The organism is Gordonia sp. B8661-1, from assembly GCF_059427765.1.
Map to the genome: position 1 here is coordinate 84,327 of NZ_JCAHRL010000012.1, position 14,932 is coordinate 99,258.

Annotated in this window: 15 protein-coding genes; 6 read left to right on the forward strand and 9 right to left on the reverse strand. The window is 65.6% G+C overall.

Annotated elements, in window-relative coordinates; translation table 11 throughout:
- Positions 1 to 233: 233 nt before the first annotated feature.
- A complete protein-coding gene (locus AC4JJG_RS19835; protein WP_495400542.1) occupies positions 234 to 1,349 on the forward strand; it encodes a T6SS phospholipase effector Tle1-like catalytic domain-containing protein in 1,116 nt (371 codons plus the stop codon).
- An 86-nt stretch (positions 1,350 to 1,435) separates the two neighbouring features.
- Positions 1,436 to 1,921: a nitroreductase family deazaflavin-dependent oxidoreductase gene (locus AC4JJG_RS19840; protein ID WP_495400541.1), complete on the forward strand. Its 486-nt coding sequence runs from the start codon at positions 1,436 to 1,438 to the stop codon at positions 1,919 to 1,921.
- Between the two features lie 124 nt (positions 1,922 to 2,045).
- Here the strand turns inward: AC4JJG_RS19840 and AC4JJG_RS19845 are convergent, their stop codons facing one another.
- On the reverse strand, positions 2,046 to 3,014 hold the full coding sequence (locus tag AC4JJG_RS19845) for an alpha/beta hydrolase (protein WP_495400540.1): 969 nt from the start codon (positions 3,012 to 3,014) through the stop codon (positions 2,046 to 2,048).
- Positions 3,015 to 3,166: 152 nt separating this feature from the next.
- On the opposite strand from AC4JJG_RS19845, the gene AC4JJG_RS19850 reads away from it, so the two are divergent.
- Complete coding sequence (locus tag AC4JJG_RS19850; RefSeq protein WP_495400539.1) at positions 3,167 to 4,537, forward strand: TIGR01777 family oxidoreductase; 1,371 nt, start codon at positions 3,167 to 3,169, stop codon at positions 4,535 to 4,537.
- A gap of 7 nt (positions 4,538 to 4,544) precedes the next feature.
- On the opposite strand, the gene AC4JJG_RS19855 is transcribed toward AC4JJG_RS19850, so the two are convergent.
- From AC4JJG_RS19855 to AC4JJG_RS19865, 3 genes are all read right to left on the reverse strand, one after another.
- On the reverse strand, positions 4,545 to 5,807 hold the full coding sequence (locus tag AC4JJG_RS19855; RefSeq protein WP_495400538.1) for an FAD-dependent oxidoreductase: 1,263 nt from the start codon (positions 5,805 to 5,807) through the stop codon (positions 4,545 to 4,547).
- 62 nt (positions 5,808 to 5,869) lie between these two features.
- Positions 5,870 to 6,631 (reverse strand): SDR family NAD(P)-dependent oxidoreductase, encoded by a 762-nt coding sequence (locus tag AC4JJG_RS19860; RefSeq protein WP_495400537.1) that lies wholly within the window; start codon positions 6,629 to 6,631, stop codon positions 5,870 to 5,872.
- 142 nt (positions 6,632 to 6,773) lie between these two features.
- Entirely contained in the window at positions 6,774 to 7,247 is a 474-nt protein-coding gene (locus tag AC4JJG_RS19865) for a flavodoxin family protein (protein WP_495400536.1), read from the reverse strand.
- A gap of 124 nt (positions 7,248 to 7,371) precedes the next feature.
- On the opposite strand from AC4JJG_RS19865, the gene AC4JJG_RS19870 reads away from it, so the two are divergent.
- Positions 7,372 to 8,070 (forward strand): DUF6319 family protein, encoded by a 699-nt coding sequence (locus tag AC4JJG_RS19870; protein ID WP_495400535.1) that lies wholly within the window; start codon positions 7,372 to 7,374, stop codon positions 8,068 to 8,070.
- Positions 8,071 to 8,169: 99 nt separating this feature from the next.
- On the opposite strand, the gene AC4JJG_RS19875 is transcribed toward AC4JJG_RS19870, so the two are convergent.
- Genes AC4JJG_RS19875 through AC4JJG_RS19895 form a run of 5 tightly spaced genes read right to left on the reverse strand, consistent with a single transcriptional unit; the run spans position 8,170 to position 12,760 of the window.
- Positions 8,170 to 9,303, reverse strand: a complete 1,134-nt coding sequence (locus AC4JJG_RS19875) for an amidohydrolase family protein (RefSeq protein WP_495400534.1) — start codon at positions 9,301 to 9,303, stop codon at positions 8,170 to 8,172.
- A gap of 56 nt (positions 9,304 to 9,359) precedes the next feature.
- Positions 9,360 to 10,376 carry a 4-hydroxy-2-oxovalerate aldolase gene (gene dmpG, locus AC4JJG_RS19880; RefSeq protein ID WP_495400533.1) on the reverse strand — a complete coding sequence of 339 codons (1,017 nt, stop codon included), beginning with the start codon at positions 10,374 to 10,376 and terminating at the stop codon, positions 9,360 to 9,362.
- A complete protein-coding gene (locus AC4JJG_RS19885) occupies positions 10,373 to 11,329 on the reverse strand; it encodes an acetaldehyde dehydrogenase (acetylating) (protein ID WP_495400532.1) in 957 nt (318 codons plus the stop codon). Before AC4JJG_RS19885 ends, dmpG begins: the two co-directional genes overlap by 4 nt.
- A gap of 10 nt (positions 11,330 to 11,339) precedes the next feature.
- Positions 11,340 to 12,134 (reverse strand): 2-keto-4-pentenoate hydratase, encoded by a 795-nt coding sequence (locus AC4JJG_RS19890; protein ID WP_495400531.1) that lies wholly within the window; start codon positions 12,132 to 12,134, stop codon positions 11,340 to 11,342.
- The gene (locus tag AC4JJG_RS19895; protein WP_495400530.1) at positions 12,131 to 12,760 is read right to left on the reverse strand and encodes a TetR family transcriptional regulator; all 630 of its coding nucleotides are present in this window, start codon (positions 12,758 to 12,760) and stop codon (positions 12,131 to 12,133) included. Before AC4JJG_RS19895 ends, AC4JJG_RS19890 begins: the two co-directional genes overlap by 4 nt.
- A 160-nt stretch (positions 12,761 to 12,920) precedes the next feature.
- Between AC4JJG_RS19895 and AC4JJG_RS19900 the strand changes: the two genes are divergently transcribed.
- Entirely contained in the window at positions 12,921 to 14,483 is a 1,563-nt protein-coding gene (locus AC4JJG_RS19900; protein ID WP_495400529.1) for a bifunctional 3-(3-hydroxy-phenyl)propionate/3-hydroxycinnamic acid hydroxylase, read from the forward strand.
- 11 nt (positions 14,484 to 14,494) lie between these two features.
- Positions 14,495 to 14,932: alpha/beta fold hydrolase (locus AC4JJG_RS19905; protein WP_495405802.1), on the forward strand; the 438-nt coding region annotated here is incomplete at its 3' end.

Genomic DNA, 14,932 nt, shown 5'->3' on the forward strand with positions numbered 1-14,932 from the left:
TATTCTTTCGACGAAACGGCCTCGCGTCGCACATGTCGATCCTCGGTACAGCGCCGCCGCATCATTCCAGTGAACCACTCTCCGGCTGTCCGCGCCGCCCCGTGATCCGCCGATTTGCCACATGCCGTACGTGGACATGCGAAAAGCCCTGTGTGATGTCATCTTCTGGGCCGAAAAACCGATCCGGTGGCGCGCCGCGACGTCCGGTCACGAACTCATCGAAGGGCAATCGAATGACCGAGGACACCATCACATCGTCACGCAACCTGGTGGTCTGTCTCGACGGCACCACGAATGAACCGGAGACGGGTTTCACCAATGTCGCGAGGCTGTTCGATATCTGCGTCAAGGATGAGCGGCAGCTCGTGTATTACGACCCCGGAGTCGGGACGATGGGATCGCGCGCTGCATTCACGCGCACGGGTCGGGCGGTCACACGGCTCGCCGGCACGGTGGCGGGCTTCGGCATTCGCGACAATATCGCCGAGGCCTACAGCTGGCTGTGCGAGCGTTACCAGCCCGGCGACCGGATCTTCGTGTTCGGGTTCTCCCGGGGCGCGTACACGGCGCGCGCATTGACAGGCATGATTCGAACCCTCGGGTTGCTGCACGGCGACGCACTCAATCTGGTGCCGTACGCGCTGAAGCTTTACACGCGATCGGGACCCGCACCGAGTTCGTCGACCGGACAGGACGAATCCGACAAGGACGCGCGACGGGAGTTCTGGCGCCTGCGCAGCGAATTCCGGAATACGTTCGGAAATCCGCAGTTCCCGACGCCGTTCCGCAACACGAAGCAGATCCAGTTCCTCGGTGTGTGGGACACCGTGAAATCGGTGGGCTGGCTGAATGTCCGTGGGCACATTCAGGTTGCACGCTGGCCGTTCACCGCCAATCTGGACAACGTCCGGACGGCCCGTCACGCCCTCGCTCTGGACGAACGTCGCCGACCGTTCGCCGAGTACCGCTTCTCGACCGAGGCGTGCCGACGACCGGACGTGCAGGAGGTGTGGTTCGCGGGCGTGCACGGCGACGTGGGCGGACAATGCCGAGCCGACAGCCGGCTCCCCGACATCACGCTCGCGTGGATGGCGCACGAGGCCGCAGAGGCCGGTATCCGGCTGGACGCCACAGCATTTCGCCGCGTCCTCGACATTGACATCGGCGACGAACTGCCCGAGGGAACTGCGCTGGGGGTCATAGCGGAGAACAAACGGACGTGGCGCCTGGCCGGCGGATGGCGACCACGACGGGTGCGTCCCGACGATACGGTTCACGCCAGCGTCCATGACCGCATCGAAGCCACACGTGACACCGACAACCCGTACCCGTCACCGTTCGATCGCTGACCGCCGACGATCGCCGGGAGTAGCGTGAGGTCACGGACGGAGGGAGCGCGTATGGGGCCCGCCTGGTCTTCGGACAAAGGTCGGCGATGAATCCACTCGCCGCGCTCTCCGCACATCCGTGGTGCTATCGGCTGATTCTGCGGATGCATTCTGTGGTCGAGAGGACCGAGCGAGTCATCCGCGCGCTGACGAACCAGCGCTTCGGAATCATGGATCTGGTGGGGATGGAGGCGGTCAGGGTCACCGTTCCCGGGCGCCGAACCGGACTACTGAGAACGATTACGGTGTACTCCGTCGTCGATGACGAGCGGATCCTGGTGGTCGGATCCAATTGGGGGCTACCGGAACATCCCTCGTGGTCGGCCAACCTGAAGGCCGCCACCCACGCCTACGTCGTAGTTGGCCGAGGCGAGTTCACCGCAACCGTGCGCCTCCTCTCCGGCGCCGAACGTGCGACCGCATGGTCGACGATCCTGTCCCGATGGCCGAACTATGCGATAGCCCAAGACCGTGTGCCGGAGCGGCCATTCCGCATCTTCGAACTGCAGGCCGTGAACCGTCGCCCCACGTGAGAGCCGTGACCGATGAGTGCGCGAGGTCCGCACCTGATGTTCCCGGCCGACGTCATCGGTGCGCCGACACAGACGCGGTGGACACACCGGTCAGGTGTGTCCACCGCGCGCCGTGCTGGCCCGGTCAGTTCAGGGCGTCCCGAAGGAAGTCGATGGTCACCTGGCGGGCGATGTTCGCCGCCTTGGTGTCCCGCAGACTGTCGAGCAGCAGGAAGTCGTGCACCATGCCCGCCACGCGGAGCGAGGTCACGTCGTTCCCGGCTTCGCGAAGCTTGTTCGCGTACTGCTCACCTTCGTCGCGAAGGACGTCGGCCTCGTCGGTGATGACCAGCGTGGGCGGCAGGTCCTTCAATTCATCGAGACTCGCCTGCAGTGGCGATGCGTACTTCTCGGCCCGCTGTGCCGGGTCCGTCGTGTACTGGTCCCAGAACCATTGCATACCTTCGCGAGTCAGGTAATAGCCCTCGGCGAACTGCAGGTACGACGGAGTATCGAAGTCGGCGTTGGTGACCGGGTACAGGAGCGCCTGCGCCTTGAGGTCGATGCCGCCGCGATCCTTGTTCATCAGCGCGAACACCGCGGACATGCAACCCCCGACCGACTCGCCGGTGACGGCGATCCGGCTGGTATCCATGCCGTGCTCCGCGCCGTTCTGCAGAACCCATTGCCCCACAGCATAATTCTGCTCGACCTGGGTCGGGTACTTCTTCTCCGGGGCGCGGTCGTACACCGGGAAGACGCCCACCGCACCCGCGCCGACGGTCAGCTCACGGAAGAGGCGATCATGTGTCTTGTCATCGCCGAAAACCCATCCGGCGCCGTGGATATAGAAGAGCACCGGAAGCGGGCCGGTCACTCCACGGGGCCGGATGATGCGCGTCTTGACCGTGCCCCACTCGCCGGCGTCGACGTCGACCCACTCCTCGTCGACATCAGGGCGGGGGACACTCTCGTCGCTCTGCAGATCCAACAGGATCTTGCGACCTTCCTCCGGCGGGACCTCGTAGATCCGCGGATGGGGGTCGGTGTTGTCCGCAAGTTCCTTCGCGGCAGGTTCGAGGTAGGGGGTGATGGGCGGGGGGAGTTCGGACATGTCTACTCCGTTCGACGTGAATGATCAGTTCCCGACCTGGAGTCCGCAATGTTCACATTGCTTACATGCGGACGTCCCCGACGCTACCATCACTCTTCGCGCGGCTAAGCACTTCGCCGCGCATCGGCATCGCGACCTCTACGGTGGATTCCATGGGCATACGACGTTCAGCGGTTATCGAGGCACCCATCGACGAGGTGTTCGCGTGGTTCTCCCGGCAGGGTGCGTTCGCTCGGCTCCAGGCTCCCTGGGTGCCGATGCGTCTGCACTCCCAGGCGGCGTCGCTCGAGGACGGCGTCACCGTTCTCGATCTCCCCGGTGGACTCCAGTGGTTCGCGAAGCATGATCCGAGTGGCTACGTTCCCGGTCGGCGTTTCGTCGATGAGGTCGCGGCCGACGGCATTCGCTCGCTGCCCGCAGGATTGTTCCCGTGGCGGCATGTGCACGAATTCGAACCGGTCGACGATCGGCATACCCGCGTGATCGACGAGATTCACACACCCGTGCCTGCACGGTTGCTGTCGGAGGTCATCGAATTCCGTTATCGGCAACTGGCCGGCGACCTCGCCGCGCACCGCCGTGCCGCCGATGCGGGGTTCTCGTCGTCGACGATCGCGGTCACGGGCGCGTCCGGGCTCGTCGGTACGGCGTTGACCGCTTTTCTCACAACCGGTGGGCACCAGGTCATCTCACTCGTCCGCGGCACACCGCACACAGACAATGAGCGCGCATGGGATCCCGAGAACCCGGATCCGGGCATCCTCGACGGTGTCGACGCCGTGATCCACCTGGCGGGTGCAAGCATCGCCGGCCGTTTCACGCCGAGTCACAAGAAGCAGATTGCGGACAGCCGGATCGGGCCCACTCGCCGACTCGCCGCAGCGGCGGCCGCCGCCGGGGTTCCGACGTTCGTCAGTGCATCCGCCATCGGATACTACGGCCGCGACCGAGGTGAGGAAGTGCTGGCCGAAACCTCCACGCCGCCAGCGGAACCGGACTTTCTCTCCGATGTTGTGACGCGGTGGGAGAGTGCGGCACACGACGGTGCGGGAGCCGGGACCCGTGTCGTCACGGTCCGCACGGGCATCGTGCAGTCGCCACAGGGGGGCACGCTCAAACTCCAATTGCCGCTGTTCCGAGCGGGGCTGGGCGGCCGTCTCGGCTCCGGCACGCAGTGGCAGTCCTGGATCGGCATCGACGACCTGGTCGACATCTATCACCGATCCCTGTGGGACTCAACTCTTTCCGGTCCCGTCAACGCCACGGCACCCGGCGTGGTGCGAAACGCCGCGTACACACGGGAACTCGGCGCGGCAGTCCACCGTCCGGCCGTTCTGCCCGTACCGGACTTCGGCCCCGCACTGCTTCTGGGCCGAGAGGGAGCGCAGGACCTCGCTCTCGCCAATCAGCGCGTGGAACCGGCGGTGCTGACCGCCCGGCAGCATGTTTTCCGCAACCCGGATCTCGGTGGCGCACTACGACATCTGCTCGGCGGGGCGCCGGCGATGGCCACGGGTGCCTAGCCCGCGATCACTGGACGGGGATCTCCGCCTGGACGACGCTGTCCAGCTGTCGGCCGAAAGCATCAGCCATCGCGCCCGGATCGGCATGGAGGGAGCGCATCCAGGCGATGAAGCCCGGACGGTCCGCGCCCGTCAACGGCCCCGCGGCTGCGGCCGACAACGCGATGACGTGGTCGCCTGCTCGTCGCATGGCTTCCTGATAGGAGGCAACGGCTTTCACCGGATCGTCACGCAGCGCGGCGCGAAGCAGGGACGCGTCGCGGATCGCGGCGTTGGCTCCCAACCCGGATGTGGGCGGCACGTTGTGCACCGCATCGCCCAGCAGCGTCACCGGGCCGTCCGGCAGCTCCGGGATCGGCGGCATGATGGTCAGTTCCGACACGTTCGCGGCCTCGGCCGCCGTCTCGGACAGCAGTCGCCGGGCCGGATGTGCCCAGTCGGCGATCTGCTCGGAGATGTAGTCGAGGGCCGTCGGCACGGCGACGTCCAACGGGTACGGGAATGTGTCGGCGGATTCCCACCACGCCCACACCATTCGTGAGCGCGGGTCGCCGACGCCTCCCGGGCCGGGCCACGCACACAGGAACAGCCATCCCCGTTCGGTGCCGACGACCTGGTTCACCGAGGTGTCGGTGACGCCGGCGGGGAAATCCCGATTCATCCAGTCCTGCAACGGAACCGAGCCGACGATCGACGCGATCTCCAGACGCTGCCGATGCAGGTCCGGATAGCGCAGCGACCGCACCGCCGAGTTCGCGCCGTCCGCGCCGACCACCAGGTCCGCGCTCACTGTCTCGCCGTTGTCGAACCCCAGTATGACCGAACCGTCGTCGGTGGGGGTGAGATCGGTCAGTCGATGTCCCCACCGCACCGGAGAATCGGGACCCGCGGGTCGATCGTTCACGCCGGTGAGCAGCTCGTCTCGCAGGACATCGCGGCTCACCGCCCGTCGGTACAGCTCCGGGTCGACGTCACCGGCCCACTGCCGGAAGTCGACGGTGGCGAACTCGTCGGTCATGCCGGTGTCCCAGTAGCGAATCACGTCCAGCGCGGGCACCGACGAATCGAGCAGGCGATGCCACGCCTCATCGGGCAGGCAGTCGCGGAGACCGTCGAGTCCCCACGCATTGATGTGCAGGCCATAGCTCAGTGGCCGGGTGTAGGCGTCCGCGGACCGTTCGTACACGGTGACGTCGTGCCCGTCGGCACGCAGTCCCTGGTACAGCGCGAGTCCGCCGATGCCGGCGCCCACGATGGCGATTCGAGGCATGGGTATATCAATCCTTCGTCGGTTGTCGGTGAACGATGTGCCGTCAGATCGTGGTGGGACGGTCAGGATCCGCCGGTGGCGGCGATGATCTGACCGGTGACCCAGCGGGCATCGTCGGTGAACAGCATCGCGACGACGCCGGCGATGTCGGTGGTCTCGGCGAGCCTGCGCAGGGGAGTGCTGTTCGTGGTCGCCTCGACGACCTCCGGGCTGGACTCGAGGAAGCCCCGGGTCATGTCGGTGAGTGTGAGTGACGGCGCCACGGCGTTCACGGTGATTCCCCGCGGTCCGAGAGTGCGGGCGGTCGCGACGGTGAGCGCGTCCACGGCGCGCTTGCTCATCGCATATCCGGCGAGTCCGGGAGCGGGATCGGCGGCCACCTGCGACGAGAGGTTCACGATACGTCCGCCGTCGGTGAAGCGATCCGAGGCGGCCCCGATCAGAAAGTAGGGAACCGCGGCATTCAAGTACATTTGACCCTGATAGTCGGCGAATGACATATCGCCAATTCCGCCCTGAACGGTAACTCCGGCATTATTGACGAGGCCGTAAATGCTGTTTCCGCGGTCGAATCCCGCGTTCTGTGCAGCGGAGTCGAAGGAATCCCAGAATCCCGGCCCCGGGTCGCCGTCCTCCTGGTCGAAGCGGTAGCCGAACGCGAAGGCCTTCCCGCTCTCCTGAATCACCTGTTCGACAAGGGTTTCGGCGGCATCACGACTCTGACCGTAGTGCGCGGCGATCACGAAACCGCGACTACCGAGCAACTGTCCGATCGCTTGACCGATACCACGACCGGCACCGGTGATGACAACTATCTTCTCCATATTTCTCGACGGTAGCACCGACATTGGTGGTAAAGCCGCCGGGGCGAGAATGCTAACAAATGAAAGCTGTGGCTTGATTATCAATCACGGCTGTGTACCACATCGCTTATGATCCGTCTACCGAAACCACCGCGCGGCAACCTCATGACAATGATTCGATGTCGCGGCGCAGTCGTCGGCCGACCGACCGCGCCGCGTGCAGATCGGCGATGGTGGGTCGTCCCTTTCCGATGCCACCGACCGCTTTGAACGGAAGGTAGGTGTCGAAGGCGCGACACGAAAACCCGTCCGACACCTCATACCCCTTCTGCTCGAGGAGTCGTTCGAGCGGCCGGGTGTACGGACGCATTCGGAACTCGGGCAACCCGCGCGTGGAGAAGACGAACGCCCTGCCGCCGGGGTGCACCGGTAGCGCCTGAATGAACCGCCGGAGGTCCGGATGGAATGCCATGTGGAAGATCCCGGAGCCGAATCCCACCAGGTCGTAGTCGGCGACTTCCGCGGGGTCGATGTCCTCCGGCGGCATGACGACGGCGTTCAGCGAGCCACCGATGACCTCCGCGACCTTGCGGGTGTTGCCGTGGGAAACGGATGTGCACACGATCAATGCCTTCACGATGTCCTCCTGTCGAGTCGATACCACCTTCCGTGTGGACACCGAGCGCGTCGGAAGTGTGACAGCCTCCGCGTTTGCGTCGGCCACTCGTGACCCACTCGCACATCTGTGCGAATATTGAGGCGTGAGCGCACGAAAGAGCACCGGCCTGACCTCCGACGACCTGGAAAGCCTGTCCGCGGGGCTTGCTGCGGGCAAGCGGGTGACCGTCTACCTGTGTGATCCCATGCCGTCACTTGATCTCGCCGCGGGGACGTCGGCACGTGTGGTGGCGATCGACGGTTCGACGGTCACCGTGCGGCCCAAGGGCGTCGACGATCAACTGCCGTTCGAAGCCGACGAGCTGCAGAAGTCCCGTGTGGCGACGACGCCGGCGCAGCCTCCACGCAAGGCCGCGGCACGAACAGCACCCTCCGTTCGCGAATCCGCATCCACACCGGCCGCGCCCCAAGCGAAATCCCCGATGGAACAGAAAGCGTCACCCTCACCCGAACGCCCCGGCACACAGCCCACAGTCGCCAAGGCGCCGCGACGCCCGAAGCCCCAGACCGCAGCCGTGACCGTGACGATCACCTCGGTCGGGGAGACCGCGTGGACGGTGTCGGTCGCGCACGGCAGTAAGAAGAGCAAGCCGGCGGAGGTCACCGCGGGCAGGGTCGCACGAGCAGTGCGCGAGCTGGGCGACGACACGGCGATCGCCGCCGTCGACGGTGCGATCAGTTCCGCGCGAGCAGCCGCCGAGAAGCGGATCGACGAGCTGAGCCACGAACTCGAGTCGGCACGGAATGCGTTGGCGCGCCTCGAAAGCGGATCAGCCGGCTGATAGATCGACGCCGTCGAACTGCATTCGTGTAGAGCGGAACGCTGCAGACTTGCCGTGCCCACGCCTCGCGACAGGGAGTCCGTACCAGATCGGCCGCCGCTAACTCACGGCTGACCGAAGACGGGGCAGTTCCTTCAGCGGATTGAGGCGTTCGATCTCATAACGCTGACTGCGGTTGAAGACATCACTCAACCCCGGTGCGGGGTCGCCACCGCCTTCGAGGAACACGGTTTGGCTGAACGGCCAATCGGAGCCGAAGACGATATGCGAGCGCGGCGCGACGGCCAGCACCGAGCGCATCGCGGATTCCGATGCGCTGAGTGCGGTGTCGTAGTAGAAGGTCCGGATCAGTTGCTTCACGTCGAGTGCCGAGGGGCGCGGAGCACCGGCGGGCCAGTGGTTGCCGACGGGGGTTTCGGCGAGCACACCGATGCGCCAGGCCAGAAACGGCAGCGTACCGCCGGCGTGGGACAGCTGGAACCGGATGCCCGGGTAACGGCGCAGAGTACCGCCGGCGAGCATCAGCGTCGCCGCGCGGGTGGTGTCGAAGGTGAACTCCTCGAGGAAGTCCGGCAGTGGCAGTGAGGGTTTGGCGTTGTCGGGAATGGCGGCGGGGTGGACGAACACGAATGCTTTCCGCCGGTTCAACGCCGCCATCAAGGGCTCGAAGCGCGGATCACCGAGGTACACGCCGTCGTAGGCGCTCAGCAGAACGACACCGTCGAGATGAAGGGTATCGAGTGCGTATTCGAGTTCCGCGATCGATGCCGCGATGTCCGGCATGGGTAGCACGGCGAATGCGCCGAAGCGGGTGCGATGGGCGCGAAAGAGCTTGGCGGCGTAGGTGTTGCAGTATCGGGCGAGGTCTCGCGCCTCCTTACCGCGCAGGAAGGACACGCCCGGATCGGACACCGACAGCACCTGCGACTGGATGCCCCATCGATCCATGAAGTCAATGGCCGACTCGGGTGACCACGTCGGCGTGGGGTAGCCGCCAATGGTGTAGTGGCCGTGTTCAAGAAGGGACGCACGGTATTCCGGAGGGAGGAAGTGTGCGTGCAGATCGACCCGGTAACGCCCCGATGGCGCCGGCGCCGCACTTGCGCGCGTGGACGTCGAGGCGACGGTGGCGCCGGCCGCCACCGCGCCCGCACTGATGAGCAGCGACCGGCGGCTGACACCGGTTGGCGGGTCGTCGGAGCCGTCCGGGGAGGTGGTGGAGTTGATCGTCATGGTTGTGGACCTCTCTGTGGTGAGTTGGCGTGGTTCCCCGACCGTGTCGATTTCCGTCAGTGGTGATGCTCCTCGGGTGCGAGGTCGAGCGCGATGTCGATCAGCATGTCCTCCTGGCCGCCGACCATCCCTCTGCGGCCTGCTTCCACGAGCAGCCTGCGCGCGTCGACACCGTAGTGTTCGGCGGCCTCCTCGGCATGACGCAGGAAGCTGGAATAGACCCCGGCATAGCCGAGCGTCAGGGTCTCGCGGTCGACCCGCACCGGCCGGTCCTGCAGTGGGCGGACGATGTCGTCGGCGGCGTCCTCGAGTGCGTCGAGATCACAGCCGTGTTCGATTCCCATCCGCGACGCGGCCGCGATGAAGACCTCCATCGGGGCATTTCCCGCTCCGGCGCCCATCCCGGCGAGCGACGCGTCGACGCGGCGGGCCCCATGCTCGACCGCCACCAGTGAATTGGCCACGCCCAGTGCGAGGTTGTGATGAGCGTGGATACCGATCTCGGTGTCGCTGTTCAGGAGTGCGCGTAGAGCGTCGCAACGGTCGGCGATGTCGCGCATCGTCATCGCGCCTCCCGAGTCGACGACGTAGACACAGGTGGCGCCGTAGGACTCCATCAACGCGGCTTGCCGGGTCAGTTCCTGCGGTGTCGTCATGTGGCTCATCATCAGGAAGCCGACGGTGTCCATACCGAGTTCACGGGCGGCGGCGATGTGATGGGCAGAGATGTCCGCCTCAGTACAGTGCGTCGCGATCCGCACCGTGCGCGCGCCTGCGCGGTAGGCGTCCCGAAGATTGTGCACGGTGCCGATACCGGGCAGAAGCAGAGTCGCCACGGTGGCACGCTCGACCGCTCCGGCAACGGCTTCGATCCACTCCAGGTCGGTGTGAGCACCGAACCCGTAGACGCAGCTCGACCCGGAAAGACCGTCTCCGTGCGCCACCTCGATCGAGTCCACACCCGCGGCGTCGAGCGCCGTCGCGATGCGAACGGCCTGCTCGATGCTGTATTGGTGCCGGATCGCATGCATGCCGTCCCGCAGCGTGACGTCGCTGACGTACGCGGTGGTCATGATGCAACTCCTGTCGGACGGATCGAGTGGACTGCGATGCGTTCGGCGGTCGCTTTCGCCGCCGACGTCATGATGTCGAGATTCCCGGCATAGGCGGGTAGGTAGTCGGCGGCACCGGCCACCTCGAGCATCACGGTGATCCGGGTGCCGCTGAACTTTCCGGTCTCGGGAATGTGGAGCGGATCATCGGCGGTGAACGTCTCGAACCGGATCCGTTGCTTGAGCCGGTAGCCGGGCACGTAGGCGCTCACCCGTTCGACCATGGCGGTGACCGAGGTTTCGAGGGAGGTGTGGTCGACCTCGCCATCGACCAGGCAGTACACGGTATTTCGCATGAGAATCGGGGGATCGGCGGGGTTGACGATCATCACGGCCTTGCTCCGTGTCGCCCCACCGACGACCCGCAATGCGGTCGACGTGGTTTCGACGAACTCGTCGATGTTCGCGCGCGTACCCGGTCCGGCCGACTTCGACGAGATCGACGAGATCATCTCGGCGTAGGCCACGGGCGCGACCTCGCCGACAGCGGCGACGATCGGCACCGTCGCCTGCCCGCCGCAGGTCACCATGTTCAGGTTCGGTGCGTCGAGATGCTCGTGGAGATTGACCACCGGGACGCAGAACGGGCCGATCGATGCCGGCGTGAGGTCGAGTACCCGGACACCCGTGTCCTTCAGTCTGGCCCAGTTGCCACGATGCGCGCCCGCCGATGTGGCGTCGAAAACAATTCGGGCATCAGCGAACTCGTCCATGGCGAGCAGTCCGTCGATGCCTCCGGCGGTAGTGGCCACGCCGAGCCTTTCCGCACGCGCGAGGCCGTCGGAGTCCGGGTCGATGCCCGCCATGGCCACCACTTCCAGAGGGCCGTCACTGCGCAGGATCTTGATCATCAGGTCGGTCCCGATGTTTCCCGAGCCGATGATGACAACGGGACAGCGATGCGGTGTGGTCATCGTCGGCCTTTCAGGTGAAGTCGATGGAGGCGCGGCCGAGTCCGGACAACTCCGTGGCGGCGTGATCGCCGGCACGTACGAAGACAGCGGCGGTGATCGAGCCGGACATGACGAACTCTCCTGCCTCCAGTCCGGTGTCGAAGGCGGCCAGTGCGTTGGCCAGCCACGCCACCGCCTCGGCGGGGTGTCCGAGCACCGCGGTGGCGGAGCCCTGGTCCACCTGTTCGTCGTTGACCAGCAGGGAGGCCGTGACGTCGTCGAGGTCGGGTGCCTCATTGATCGGTACCCACCGCCCGAGAACGACCGCGCCCGAACTGGCATTGTCGGCGACGGTGTCCGGCAAGGTGATTCGCCAGTCGGCGATACGGCTGTCGACCACTTCCAGGGCCGCCGCCACTGCGTCGGTGGCTGCCAGGACATCCGCCACACCGACATCCGGACCGCGCAGCGGGCGGTGGAGTCGGAAGGCGATCTCCGGTTCGATCCGCGGAGCACACATGGACGACACCGGAATCGAGCCTCCGTCGGACTGCACCATGGTGTCGAGCACGAAACCGTAGTCGGGCTCGTCCACACCGAGCAATTGCTGCATCGGCGCCGACGTGAGACCGATCTTGCGGCCCACCAGGCATGCGCCGTCCGCGAGCAGCCGGGCGAGATTCCGCTGCTGGATGGCGTACGCGCCGGCCAGATCCAGGTCCGGGACACTGTCGGTCAGCGGAGGAATCGGTGTGGCGTCGGTCAGGGCCGTGTGCAACCGGTCGGCCCAGGCGTCGATGTCGTTGGTGGACAGGGGAGTACTCATGACACCTCGTCGGTCGTTGATTCGGAGAGCCGGGCCGCGGCGTCGATGAGCATCCGGCCGTGCAGGTCGAACAGCGCCATCAAGTCCACGGAGTCACCGCCGATCTCCTTGGCGATGAACAGACCGTCGGCGCCTGCCATGGCGTAGATGGCCAGCTGGTCGAGTGCGGCGTCATCGAGATCGGGTGCCAGCGACGTTGCCGCTTCCCGAATCTGTGTCTGCGCCTGCGCACGCACCTGCACGTACATTTCTCGGGCACGCGGTTCCACCGGCCGGCGTTCCAGCGCGAGCATCAGTCCCAGGCGAAGGAAGTCAGGTGATTCCAGCAGCGCTTTGGCCACGTGCATTGCCATGTCGGCCACGCGCTCGCGGTCCGATCCGTCCTCTGGCATCGACCAGGCCGACAGCCAGCGGTCGAAGCTGCGTTCGATCACGGCTGCGATGAGGTCGTCCTTGTCGGCGAAGTGCCAGTAGATCGAACTGGCCGGTAACCCGCATCGTTTGCTGACCAGGGCGATGCTGGTGCCCTCGTATCCTCGCTCGCTGGCGATTTCGGTTGCCGCATCAAGGATCTTGGCTCTCGACGCCTCGCCGTTGGCGCGCCGTCGCCGCGATGTTTCTGCCATTGGGTTCACCCTTCACAAGCAGTTCGGAAGTGCGTGAAATTACTGTAGTGGTCACTACGGTAAAACCTTGACGCGCCTCGGTCAAGCCCTTACCGTAGTGATCACTACAGATCGGTTGTGGCGTCTGCCCGGCGGCGCGGCCTGATTAGAGGAGATCCCAGTGTCCGATATTCCGCACTATGACGTGGCGATCATCGGTTACGGCCCTACCGGCGCCACCGCCGCGAACCTTTTGGGTCAGCAGGGCTTGAATGTTCTTGTTCTCGAACGAGATTCGGATGTCTACGCTCGTGCGCGCGCAATCTCCACGGACGAAGAGGTGATGCGCATCTGGCAGCGAGCCGGCCTCGCCGACCGCCTGCAGCAGGACATGCTGCCCGGTGGCGTCATCGCCTTCGTCGACGCGCAGGGCACACCGTTCGCTGAAGTTCAGCCGTCGGCCCGCGGATCAGGCCATCCCCCGCAGCAGTTCATCTATCAGCCCGCCGTCGACATGACATTGCGTGCCGGGGTGGAGCGGTACCCGAACGTCACCGTGCTCACCGGCCACGAATGCCTCAAGGTCGTCAGTGGTGCGGCCGATGTGGAGATCCTCGCCGCCGATCTGACGGACGACAGCTTCGTCCGTCTGCGGGCGTCATATGTGATCGCCGCCGACGGCGGTTCGTCGGCGACACGGGGGCAGCTCGGAATCGGATACCAGGGCACCACGTACACGGAACGTTGGGTCGTCATCGACACGAAGGTGCTCACGGATTGGGATGGCAGCTCGCGTCTCCGCTTTCACTGCGATCCGGAACGCCCAACGGTGGATTGCCCGACGCCACTGGGCCATCATCGCTGGGAGTTCCCGGTTCGCGACGGCGAGGACGAGACATATCTGGTGACGCACGACGCCATCTGGTCGATATTGCGCGGTCAGGGAATCACCGAGGAGAACGTGGAGATCCTGCGCGCGGTGGTGTACAGCCACCACGTGCGGGTCGCCGATCGCTGGCGGGCAGGACGGATATTCCTGGCAGGCGATGCCGCGCACGCGATGCCACCGTGGATCGGGCAGGGGATGGCTTCCGGGGTGCGTGACGCCGCCAACCTGTGCTGGAAACTTGCTGCGGTCATCGACGGAAGTCTCCCGGAGTCCGCGCTCGACAGCTATCAGGTGGAGCGCGAACCACACGTCCGGGAAACGACCGCGCACGCCGTGTTCGCGGGCAAGATCATCACCGAACGTCGTCCGCGGGCCGCACGGATGCGCGATCACATCTTCCGGCTGGTGTCGAAATTCCCGAAGGTTTCGCGATGGATCGTGGACACCAAGTGGATCCCCGACGCCCATTACGCCGACGGCTTGTTCGCCGATCAGTCCCATCCCGCGCGTGGACGTCAGATACCGCAACCGTGGGTGCTCGACGCAGGTGGAACCCGCACCCGTCTCGATGATGTGCTGCAGGGGCAGTGGCAGGTCGTCGGCCTCGACGGTCACGACCATCCCGAGTGGAACATCCGCGGTGTCGGCCGGTTGCGTGTGTTACCCGCCGGAACGGCCCCGGCGGTCGGCGCCGTCGTCGACTCCGAGGGCGAATTGACCGCGTGGTTCACCGACCAGCACGCGACTGCGGTTGTGCTCCGGCCGGACGGATTCGTCTACGGGGCCGCCGATGCCGGGGACCCGCTGCCGGCTCCGCCCGTGGAACTGCGCGCGGAAACCTCACCCCAACGATGAAGGAGCACCTGGTGCAACTCTCTGAAAACTCTTCGCACACAATCACAGTCAATGGCGAGACCGAGATCTTCTACACCGATGTCGGGGCAGGCGACCCGGTGGTTCTGCTGCACGGCGGCGGGCCCGGGGCCGCCGGTTTGTCGAACTACAGTCGCAACATCGAGGCGCTGGCCGATCGATTCCGGGTGATCGTGCCTGACATGCCCGGCTATGGGCGAAGCAGCAAGAACCTTGAGCAGAGTGACCCGTTCGGCGCTCTGGCCGATGCTATCCGCGCCCTTCTCGATCACCTCGGACTGGACACCGCCCATCTGGTCGGCAACTCCTATGGCGGTGCATGCGCACTGCGGCTGGCGCTCGACACCCCGCACCGCGTGGACAAGTTGAATCGCCCCGGGTTTGCTGGAGGCTCGGTTAGTTGGTTCCAGCGTTTGCGGGGACCGGGTTCT